Annotated in this window: 1 protein-coding gene (only partly in view); it reads right to left on the bottom strand. The window is 65.3% G+C overall.

Translation table 11 applies throughout. The annotated features are described in order from the left end of the window. On the bottom strand, positions 1-12,229 hold the 5' portion of the coding sequence (locus M8Q45_RS06055; protein WP_249873938.1) for a non-ribosomal peptide synthase/polyketide synthase. Its footprint begins 554 nt before the window's first position; the window shows 12,229 of its 12,783 coding nt (coding positions 1-12,229); the start codon lies at positions 12,227-12,229; its stop codon lies beyond the left edge, outside the window.

The raw sequence follows: 12,229 nt of genomic DNA, 5'->3' as shown, positions 1-12,229 counted from the left end.
GCAACAGCCGCGCCTCGATTTCCCCCAGCTCGATGCGGAAGCCGCGAATCTTCACCTGATGGTCGATACGGCCCTGGTATTCGAGCACGCCGTCGGCGCGATAACGGCACAGGTCGCCGGTGCGGTACAGGCGTTCGCCGCTGGTGGAGAACGGGTTGGGCACGTATTTTTCGGCGGTCATGGCGGCGCGGCCGAGGTAGCCCCGGGTGATGCCGGCGCCGCTCAGGTACAGCTCAGCGCAGACGCCTTGGGGGACCGGTTGCAGGTTCGCGTCCAGAAGGTAGCTGGCGGTGTGCTTGAGCGGGCGGCCGATGTTGGCCGTGCCGCCAGGGGTGCGGCGGGTCCAGGTGGAATAGGTGGTGTCTTCCGATGGGCCGTACAAATCGTAGACATGCTCGACACCACCCTCCACCTGCCCACCCAACTCCTGTGGGAGCGAGCTCGCTCGCGATAGCGGTGGGTCAATCAATGATGGGCTAACTGACAGGACCCCATCGCGAGCAAGCTCGCTCCCACAGGTTTTGGGTGGGTAGAGAGAGTCCACCAGGCTTTGCTTCAGCGGCTCACCGGCCAGGTTGATGATGCCATGGACATGCTCAATCCCTTGTGGGAGCGAGCTTGCTCGCGATAGCGGTGGGTCAATCAATGATGGGCTAACTGACAGGACCCCATCGCGAGCAAGCTCGCTCCCACAGGTTTTGGGTGGGTAGAGAGAGTCCACCAGGCTTTGCTTCAGCGGCTCACCGGCCAGGTTGATGATGCCATGGACATGCTCAATCCCTTGTGGGAGCGAGCTTGCTCGCGATAGCGGTGGGTCAATCAATGATGGGCTAACTGACAGGACGCCATCGCGAGCAAGCTCGCTCCTACAGGTTTTGGGTGGGTAGAGAGAGTCCACCAGGCTTTGCTTGAGCGGTTCACCGGCCAGGTTGATGATGCGCACGCTTTGCGGGATATCCCCGCTGCGCTGCAACGCCGCGATGGCCGAGGGCACGGTGTTGATCAGGCGCACCTGGTCGCGGGCCGGCAGGTGCGGCAGTTCCAGGGCGTTGCGGGCGATGATCAGTGAGCCGCCGTTGGCCAGGGTGACAAAGAGCTCCCACACCGACAGGTCGAAGCACACCGAAGTGGATGCCAGCACGCCTTGGATGTCGTCGCGGCTGTAGACGGTCCTGGACCAGTCGATCAGTGCCAGGACGTTGCAGTGGGCGATGGCCACGCCCTTGGGTTTGCCGGTGGAGCCGGAGGTGTAGATGACGTAGGCGAGGTTGCCTGGTGTGACCGCTGTGACCGGTGCGGTGACGGGATACGAGGTCAACTCCACCCGGTCCAGCATCAACACTTCGGTTCCCGCCGGAACCGTCAGGGCCACCGCCTGCTCGGTCAGCAACACCCGCGCCCGACTGTCATCAAGCATGTACGTCAAGCGCTCAGCCGGGTAATCGGGGTCCAGCGGCACATACGCACCGCCCGCCTTGAGCACCGCCATCAAGGCAATCAGCAATTGCTCGGAACGCGGCATCGCCACGCCCACGCGCACTTCCGGGCCGACGCCCAGTTCGATGAGCTTGTGGGCCAGGCGATTGGCCCGGCCGTCGAGTTCGCTGTAGCTCAGGCGCGTGTTGGCGAAGGTGACTGCCAAGGCATCCGGGGTGTTGTCCGCTTGGCGGGCGATCAGCTGATGGATGCACAGGTCTTGCTCGAACGGCGCATCCACAGGATTCCAGTCATGGGTCAGGCGTTGATGCTCATCGAATTCCAGCATCGACAGTTCACCCAACGGGCGCTCGCCCTGAGCGGTCATCTGCCCGAGCAACTGCGCCAGATGCGCCGCCAGCCTTTCCACCGTGGCCGGGGCAAAGCTAGCCCGTTGATAACTCATGTGCACCGACAACTGCCGCTCCAACCCCACCAGCAGCGTCAACGGATAGTGGGTCTGTTCCTGGGTGATTGGCGAACCAAAACGCAAACCGTCCGGCGCGCCCTGCTCCAAGGCCTCGGCAATCGGGTAGTTCTCGAACACCAGCAAACTGTCGAACAACGCGTCGCCGCCCTGCCCGGCCCAGCGCTGGATATCCAGCAACGCGGTGTGCTCGAACTCCCGCAGGGCGAGGTTCTGCGCCTGCACCGCTTGCAGCCAACTGTCCAGGGACTGCTCCGCCCGAGGGCTGGCGATCACCGGCAAGGTGTTGATGAACAGGCCAATCTGCTGCTCGACGCCGGGCAGGTCAGCCGGACGACCGGCGACCGTCGCGCCGAACGCCACGGTGGATTTGCCGGTGTAGCGCTGCAACAGCAGCAGCCAAGCGGCTTGCACCAGCGTGTTGACGGTGACTTTCGAGGCGCGAGCGAAGGCTTCCAGGCGTCGGGTCAGTGCTTCGTCCAGCACCTGCATATGATCGCCATACCCCACACCCGCGTCCGTCGGCTTACCAACCGCATCGGCCAGCCGCGTTGGTGCTTCGAGGCGTTCCAGCGCAGGCTTCCAGAACGCCTCGCTGGCCGCCCCATCCTGGCGTTGCAGCCAGGCGATGTAGTCCCGATAGCGTCCGCCGGACACAGCAATGGACTGCCCGCTGTAGCGTTGCAGCACTTCGCCGAGCAGCTGCGAATTGCTCCAGCCGTCCATGAGGATGTGATGGTGGCTGTAGATCAGGTGATAACGCTGTTCATCGAGGCGCACGATCATCAGCCGCACCAGGGCCGGCGCGCTCAGGTGAAGTTGTTGCCGTTCAGCATCGGCCAGGGCCTGCAAGGCCTGGTCAGGCAGCGGATCAGCGCGCAGATCGTGCAGGCTATAAGGCAGTTCCAAGTACTTGCCGACCACTTGCACCGGTGCCGGCAAATCGCCCTGCCAGACAAACCGCGTGCGCAGGATGTCATGGGCATCCACCGCCGCCTGCCAGGCCTGGCGGAAGCGTTCCGGCTCCAGCCCTTCAATGTCCAGGCGCAGTTGGTTGATGTAGTCGCCGCTCGCATCGCCGTACACGCCATGGAACAGCATGCCTTGTTGCATCGGTGACAACGGATACAGGTCGACGATCTGCTCGGACGGCAGCGGCAGTCCGTCCAGTTGCTGCTGGTTCAGGCTCGCCAGCGGGAAGTCCGACGGCGTCACGCCGCTGTGCTCGCCACGGCAGCAATGCTCGATCAGCCGCTGCAACTCCAGGGCATAATCATCGGCCAGCGCCTGGATGGTGGATTCGTTGAACTGCTCGCGGCTGAAGGTCCAGCCCAGGTTCAGTTCGCCGCCGAACACCTGGCCGTTCAAGGCCAGCGCATTGGACAGGGGTGCTTCGGCGTCCAGCTCATCGCCGGCGCCTTCGTCGGCCGGGATGAACAAGGCGCCGTCGGCTTCGTTGAAGCTGGCGTCGAACTGGCCCAGGTAGTTGAAGGTCAGGCTGGGCGTCGGCAGCCCGGCCAGGATCGCCCGTGTCGCGTCGTCCGCCAGATGGGCCAAGGCACCAAAGCCCAGGCCCTTGTCAGGCATCGCCCGCAGTTGCTCCTTGATCTGCTTGAGGCAATCCCCCAGGTCCGCCCGTGGCGTGAGCCGGGCCGGGTACAGGCTGGTGAACCAGCCGACGGTGCGGGTCAGGTCGACGTCATCGAACAACGCTTCGCGACCATGGCCTTCGAGCTGGATCAGCGCGCTGTCGTGGCCGGTCCAGCGCACCATCACCCGTGCCAGTGCCGTGAGCAGCAAATCGTTGACCTGGGTCCGATAGGCCTTGGGGGCGTCTTGCAGCAGTTGCCGGGTCAACGCGGCGCCGAGTCGCGTACGCACCGTCACCGCCAGGCGGTTCTGCTGGCCGCCCGCCGGGTTATCCATCGGCAACGAGGCATCGACGTCTTCGAGCCGGGCCTGCCAGAACGCCAATTCCTGCGCCAGCCGGTTACTGCGGGCATGCGCTTGCAGGCGCTCGGCCCAAGCCTGCGCCGACGTGGTTTTCAGCGGCAATCGCACCGCCACGCCGCTGGACAACTGGCGATAGGCACGTTGCAGATCCTCGAACAGGATTCGCCACGACACGCCGTCGATCACCAAGTGATGCACCGCCAGCAACAAACGCTGGCTGCCATCGGCCAGCGTCGCCAGGACCGCCCGCAGCAAGGGCCCGTCTTGCAGGTCCAGGCTGCGCTGGGCCTCGTTGGCGATGCCTTGCAAGGCCTGCGCATCAGGCGCGTCCCCGGTCCAAAGCAGGTCTTCGCATTGAGTGCCAGCAGGACGATAAGCCGCCCTCCAGCCGTCGTCCTGCTCGGTGAAGCTCAAACGCAGGCCATCGTGATGTTGCAGCAGCGCGTTCAACGCCTGGTTCAGAATTGATGCGTCCAGGCGCTGGGTCGGCTTGAGCATTACCGCCTGGTTCCAGTGATGACGCTGCGGTATCGCCTGCTCGAAGAACACACGCTGCACTGGCAACAGCGCCAGCTCCCCGGTCACCGGCCCCTGGTCGATGACTTGCGCGGTTTCACCCTGGCGAACCACCGTCGCAAGCCTTTCCAGGGTCTGGTGCTGGAACAGGTCCTTGGGCGTGAAATGCATGCCGGCCTGGCGGGCGCGGCTGACCATCTGGATCGAGACGATGGAATCGCCACCCAGCTCGAAGAAATTATCCCGCAGGCCCACCCGTTCAAGCTTGAGCACGTCCTGCCAGATCGCCGCCAGTTGCTGTTCCAGCGCAGTGCGCGGCGCCAGGTAGGCGTGTTGCGATTGGCTGGCGTCGGGCTTGGGCAGGTTCTTGCGGTCGAGCTTGCCGTTGGGGGTCAGCGGCAGGCGTTCGAGCAGCAACAGATAAGCCGGGACCATGTGCGCCGGCAACGTCGCCTTGAGTTGCTCGCGCAGGTACTCGGCAAAATTTTCGCGGGCCAATTCTGCCGCCACCACATAGGCCACCAGACGCTTGCCGCTGCCGGCGGTGCCTTCCTGGGCCACGACCACCGCTTCACGCACGCCATCGAGGGCCTGCAGGCTAGCTTCGATCTCGCCCAGCTCGATGCGGAAGCCGCGGATCTTCACCTGATTGTCGATGCGATCCAGGTAATCGAACGTACCGTCGACGCGCTGGCGCACCAGGTCTCCGGTGCGATACAGCAAGCCGCCAACGCTGAACGGGTCGGCGACAAAGCGCTCGGCGGTCAGCCCCGGCCGGTTCAGGTAACCGCGGGCCAATCCCGTGCCGCCCAGGTACAGCTCACCGGCCATGCCTTGGGGCAACAGGTTCAGGTCGGCATCGAGCACGTAGGCGCTGCGGTCGCCGATGCGGCTGCCGATGGGCGCGTAGGCGGCGCCACACGACACCTCGCGACCGGCCTTCCAGATCAGCGGCGTCACCACCGTTTCAGTCGGGCCATAACCGTTGATGATGTACTCGGGACGCAAGGCGCGCTTGACCCGTTCGAAACTGGCGATGGGCACCGCGTCACCGCCGAAGCAGTAGACGCGCACCTTCGGCGGGTTGCCTTCGCGCTCGGCGTGTTCGGCCAGTTGCTGTAAATAAACGGGCGGGAACGCCACCACCGTCACGCCGTGCTCGTGCATGGCGTTGTAGGTCTGTTCCGGGGTCCACAGGCTGTCATCGCGGATCAGCAGCGACGCACCGTGGGTCAGGCTGGTGAGCCAGCGTTCGTGGGCACCGTCAAAAGCGAACGACATGAAATGGAACTCGCAATCGCTGTCGCGCATTTCATAACGCTCGCCAATGGCCTGGCAGTGCATCGCCAGCGGACCATGGGCCACGCTGACGCCCTTGGGGTTGCCGGTGGAGCCGGAGGTGTAGATGACGTAGGCGAGGTTATGCGGGTCGGGTTGAACCGTTGGCGCGCTGGTCGGCAGCTCGCGCAGGTCGACACGGTCCAGCTCCAGCAGCGGCAACGACTCATCCACCGGCAACTGCGCCGATACCGAGGAGTCGCTGATCAGCAGCGCCAGCCCGGCGTCCTTCATCAAGTACGCCAGGCGTTCACGGGGATAGCTGACGTCCAACGGCACGTAGGCAGCGCCGGCCTTGAGCACCGCCAACAGCGTGACGATCACCCCTTCGCTGCGCGGCAGGGCCACGCCCACGCGGGTTTCCGGGCCGACGCCGCGGCTGATCAAGGCGTGGGCCAGTTGGTTCGCGCGCCGGTCGATCTCGCCGTAGCTGAAATGTTGGCCATTGAAAATCACCGCCGTGCGCTGCGGGCGTTCGGTCGCCAGCGCAGCGATCCGCTGGTGCACGGGAATGTCCACCGGGTACGGCTGCGGGTGGTTGTCAGCCTGTTGCCGGGCGTGTTCTACACCGTTGGCCAAGGCGACTTCACCCAGGTTGCGTCCGGCGTCCTGGCTGAATTGCTCGAGCAGGTGCAGCAGATGGGCGCTGATGTGTTCGATCATTTCCTCGGCAAACTGACGGCGCTCGTAGCTGTAGTGCAGCGCCAGTTGTTCGCCGAGGGTGACCGCCACGCTCAGGGCGTAATGTGTCTGCTCTCGGTTGGCAACGTCGCCGAACGTGACATCGCTGCCGGTGCCTTGCTGCAAGGCCTGGGCAATCGGGTAGTTTTCGAACACCAGAAGGCTGTCGAACAGCGCCTCGCCGCCCTGCCCGGCCCAACGCTGGATGTCCGCCAACGGCGTGTGCTCGAACTCCCGCAGGCTCAGGTTCTGTGCCTGCACCGCTTGCAGCCATTGGCCGACCGTCTGGTCCGGACGTGGGCTGCCGATCACCGGCAAGGTGTTGATGAACAGGCCGACCTGCTGCTCGATGCCCGGCAGATCCGCTGGCCGACCGGCCACGGTCGCGCCAAACGCCACGGTCTGGTGCCCGGTGTAGCGTTGCAGCAACAGCAGCCAGGTCGCTTGCACCAGCGTGTTGACGGTGACTTTCTGCTGGCGGGCAAACACTTCCAGCGCTTGGGTGCGCTGCGCGTCGAGCGTCAGGAAATGATCGCCGTGGCCGCTCTCGCCACCGCCCGAGGCCGCGCGGGCGAGTCGGGTCGGCTCCTGCAGCGGGGCCAGCTGCACGCGCCAGAAGTCCTGGCTGAGCTGGCCGTCCTGGCGTTGCAGCCAAGCGATGTAATCGCGATAACGCCCACCACTAGGGGCCGGCGCGCGGCCGCTGTAGCGTTGCATCACCTCGCCGAGCAACTGCGCATTGCTCCAGCCATCCATCAGGATGTGGTGATGGGTGTAGATCAGGTGCCATTGCTCGACGCCGGTCCGCACCAGCACCAGGCGCAACAGCGGCGCCTGGCTCAAGTCGAAACCTTGCGCACGCTCGGCGTCGGCCAGCGCGGCGAGGGCCTGGGCCGGGTCGGCCTGCTCGCGCCAGTCCAGCACCGTGAACGGCAACTGCACCTGCTTGTGGACGATCTGCAGCGGTTGCGACAGTTCTCCCTGCCAGACGAACCCGCTACGCAGAATGTCTTGCGCCGCGACGGTGCCCTGCCACGCCGCGCGGAACCGCTCGGCATCCAGGCCTTGCACGTCCACCCGCAACTGGTTGACGTATTCGCCGGCCGCCTGCTCGTACAACGTATGGAACAACAAGCCCTGCTGCATCGGCGACAGCGGATAGACATCGTCCAACTGACCGGCCGGCACCGGCAAATGATCGAGTTGCGACTGGGTCATCCGCGCCAGCGGAAAATCCGACGGCGTGGCTTGCGGCTCAGGCAGGTGGACGCAATGGTCGATCAGCGCCTTGAGCTCAATGGCGTATTGATCGGCCAGTTGCTGCACGGTCGCGCTGTCGAACATGTCACGGCTGAAGCCCCAGCTTATCGCCAGCTCGCCGCCGTGCACCTGCCCTTCCACCGTCAGCCAGTTGGCCAGCGGTGCCGTCGGGTCCTGGGCGAGGCCACTGCCTTCGCCGGACGGCACGAACAGCGCCGCCTCATCGAACTGGCGGTCGAATTGGCCGAGGTAGTTGAAGGTGATGCGCGCAGGCGCCAGATCGGCCCATTGCGCTTGCACCGACGGCGTCGCCAGATGACGCAGCACGCCGTAGCCCAGGCCCTTGTCCGGGACGCTGCGCAGTTGCTCCTTGATGGCCTTGATCGAGCCGCCGATGTCGTCGGTGGCGGTCAGCTTGACCGGGAACAGGCTGGTCAGCCAACCCACCGTGCGGGTCAGGTCGATGTCATCGAACAGGTCTTCGCGACCATGGCCTTCGAGCTCGATCAATGTGCCCGGCTGCCCGCTCCAGCGGCGGATGGTGCGGGCCAGCGCGGTGAGCAGCAAGTCATTGACCTGGGTGCGATAGGCCGCGGGGACCTGTTGCAGCAATTGCCGGGTCAGTCCGGCCTCCAGGCGCCATTCGATCTTCGCACCGTGGACGTTTTGCAAGCTGCCCTGCGGGCGCTCGCACGGCAGGTCCCGCGCGCCCTCGTGCTGGGCTTTCCAATAGGCCGACTGATCGGCGAAGCGCGAGGCTTCGGCGCTCAACCGCGCAGTCCAGTCCTGAAAGGCGCTGGTCTTGGCCGGCAACGTCACGCCGCCACCGGCCGCCAGTTGTTCATAGGCCTGCTGCAGATCTTCCAGCAACACCCGCCATGACACACCGTCCACCACCAGGTGATGGATGATCAGCGCCAGCCGCTGGCTGCCGTCGGCCAGGTTCACCAGCAGGGCGCGCACCAGCGGCCCGTCTTGCAGGTTGAGGCTGCGCTGCGCCTCGTCGCACAGCGCGTTCAACTGCTCGATGGATCGGGCATCGCGTTGCCACAGATCGGCGCTTTGCAAAAGCGGTCCATGGCTCTGCCGCCAGCCGTCGGCACCTTCGACAAAGCGCAGGCGCAAGGCATCGTGATGGTTGATGACGCAGGTCAGCGCCGCGTCGAGCCGCTGTGCATCCAGCGGTTCCCGCGGGGTCAGCAACAGCGATTGATTCCAGTGTCCGCGGGCCTGCATCGCCTGGGCGAAAAACTGCTGCTGGATCGGTCCGAGCACGGCATCGCCAGTGACCGGACCTTGGTCCACGGCACTGTGGCTGTCACGGCGAGCCACCGACGCCAGGCTGCGCACGGTCTGGTACTGGAACAGGTCACGGGGATGAAGAGGGATACCGGCCTGCCGCGCGCGGCTCACCACTTGGATCGAGATGATGGAATCGCCGCCCAGTTCGAAGAAGTTGTCCTCGAGGCCGACACGCTCCACCCCGAGCACGTCCTGCCAGATTTCAGCCAGGGCGATTTGCAGCCCCTCCTGCGGGGCGACGAACGCTTGCCGGGGCGCGGCGTCCGGTTGTGGCAGGGCCTTGCGATCGAGCTTGCCGTTGGCGGTCACCGGCAGGCTGGCCAACGGCATCAGGTAGGTCGGCACCATGTATTCCGGCAGGCCGGCGAGCAGCCAGGCCTTGACGTCCTGTTGCCACTGCTCGTGCGGGTCGCGGTTTTCCAGCACCACATAGCCCACCAGATGCTTGCCGTCCTGGACCAGCACCACGGCCTCGCGCACCCGCGGATGTTGCACGAGGCGGGTTTCGATTTCGCCGAGCTCGATGCGCAGGCCGCGCAGCTTGACCTGATGATCGAGGCGGCCGAGGTATTCGATCACGCCGTTGGCGCGCTGGCGCACGCGGTCGCCGGTGCGGTACAGGCGTGCGCCGTCATGGAACGGGCACGGCACGAAACGCTCGGCGGTCAGCGCCGGACGCTGGTGATAACTGCGCGCCAGCCCCGCCCCGCCCAGGTACAACTCGCCCGCCACGCCCCACGGCACCGGCGACAGGTCGGCGTCGAGCACGTGGGTGCGCAGGTTGGCGATGGGCTGGCCGATCGGCACACAATCCGCGCCCTCGTCGACGCAGGTCCAATGGGTCACGTCGATGGCCGCTTCGGTCGGGCCGTACAGGTTGTAGAGCGCGGCGTCCGGCAGTTTGGCGAAGACCTGCTGCTGCGCATCCAGCGGCAAGGCTTCACCGCTGCAGACGATGCGCTTCAAACCTTTGCAGGTGTCCACGCTCGGCTCATGGATGAATGCTTGGAGCATCGATGGCACGAAGTGCAGCGTGCTGACGCCATGACGGTTGATGGTGTCGATCAGTTGCCGCGGATCACGATGGGCACCGGGCGCGGCAATCACCAGTCGCGCCCCGGTCATCAGCGGCCAGAAGAATTCCCACACCGACACGTCGAAGCTGAACGGGGTTTTCTGCAACACCGCGTCGCCGCCGTCCAGGCCATACGCCTGTTGCATCCAGCACAAGCGGTTGACCAGTGCCGCGTGGCTGTTGCCGGCGCCCTTGGGTTTGCCGGTGGAGCCGGAGGTGTAGATGACGTAGGCGAGGTTCAGCGGGTCGACCGTCACGTCGGGGCGACTGTCGCTGTAACCGTCGAGCCAACCGTCGGGCTGGTCGAGCGCGATGAGCTCGATTCCCTCGGTCGCCAGCCCCGCCGACAGCAAACGTTGGGTCAGCAGCCATCCGATGCCGCTGTCCTCGATCATGTAGGCCAGGCGATCCCGTGGATATTCCGGGTCCAGTGGCACGTAGGCGCCGCCGGCCTTGTGGATCGCCAGCAGGCCGACCACCATTTCCAGCGAGCGCTCGACGCAGATCCCCACCAGGCTGTCCGGTCGCACACCGCGCCCGCGCAGCAGATGGGCCAGGCGATTGGCGCGGGCATCGAGCGCCGCATAACTCAGGCTTTGTTCGCCAAACATCAACGCCGGCGCGTCCGGGGTGCGCGCCACCTGGGCTTCGATCAGTTGATGCATGCACAGCTCGGTCGGGTAGCGTTGGGCCGTGGCGTTCCAACCATGGACCAGCGTGGCGTGCTCATGCGCATCAAGCAGCGGCAGCTCGCCGACACGCCGGGACGGATCGGCAATTATCGCCGCGAGCAATCGCAGCCAATGCCGCGCCATGCGCGCGATGGTCCGCGCCTCGAACAAATCCTCGGCGTAGGTCAGCGCGGCGTGCAAGGTGCCGGCTTTTTCATAGGTATCCAGGGTCAGGTCGAATTGGGTGGTGCGGGTCTGCCACTCGATCATGCCGAGTTCGAGGCCGGACGCCGTTCGAATCGTAGTGACGTCAGCCACCTGGGGTTGGTGGTTGTACATCACCTGGAACAGCGGCGTGTGGCTGAGGCTGCGTTCGAGCTTCAACGCGTCGACCAGGCGCTCGAAGGGCAAGTCCTGATGAGCCTGGGCACCGAGCGCGGTCTCCTTGACCCGGTGCAGCAACTCGTCGACCCGGGTCTGGCCATCCAGCTCGGTGCGCAGCACTTGGGTGTTGACGAAGAAACCGATCAGGCCTTCGATTTCATCCCGGTTGCGGTTGGCGATGGGCACGCCGACACGGATGTCGGATTGGCCGCTGTAGCGATGCAGCAGCACGTTGAACGCGCCGAGCAACAGCATGAACAGCGTGACGCCCTGCTGCTGGGCGGTGCTGCGCAGTTGCTCCGCCAACCCTGGGTCGATGGCGAATTCATACCGACTGCCACGGTAGCTCGGCATGGCCGGACGCGAGTGGTCGGTGGGCAATTCCAGCACGGGATGCTCATCGCCCAGTTGCGCCTGCCAGTACGCCAGTTGCCGCGCCTGCTCACCGGCCTCCAGCCAGCGGCGTTGCCACAGGGCATAGTCGCTGTACTGGATCGGCAGGTCAGGCAGCTGCGGCGACACGCCAGCTTCATGGGCGTCGTAGCAGCGGATGAACTCCTCGATCAGCACGTTCATCGACCAGCCATCGGAAACGATGTGGTGCAGCGTCAGCAGCAAAACGTGCTCCTGCGCATCAAGCGTGAGCAGTTCGACCCGCAGCAAGGGACCGTTGGAGAGGTCGAAGGGCCGCATCGATTGTGCCTGCGCAGCCTGGCGCACCGCTTGCTCGCGCTCGGCTGCCGGCAAGCCACTGAGGTCCTGTTGCTCGATCACCAGTGGCGCATCGGTGGGCACTTGCAGCAGGCTGTCGTCGGCCTGGCGCTGGAACACCGTGCGCAAGGTCTCATGCCGGGCCACCAGGCTGGCGAAGGCCTGTTCCAGCGCCGACAGGCTCAACGCCCCCTTGAGCCGCACCGCCCCGGGCAGGTTGTAGGCGCCGCTTTGCGGGTCCAGTTGCCAGAGAAACCACATGCGCCGCTGGGCGTAGGACAGTGCCTGGCGATCCTCGGCTTCGACGCCCTGGGGAATCGGGAAACGGCTGAAGTCCACGCCCTCCTTGTCCAGCGCGGCGAGGAACATCTGGCGCTTGTCCAGGGGCAGCCCGATAAACCGGCGAGCAAGTTTCAAGGCGTCTTCAGCATTCAT

The organism is Pseudomonas sp. T1.Ur (genome assembly GCF_023516725.1).
In the GTDB taxonomy this organism is placed as follows: Bacteria; Pseudomonadota; Gammaproteobacteria; order Pseudomonadales; family Pseudomonadaceae; genus Aquipseudomonas; species Aquipseudomonas alvandae.
This window is presented reverse-complemented; position numbering and strand designations above follow the sequence as displayed.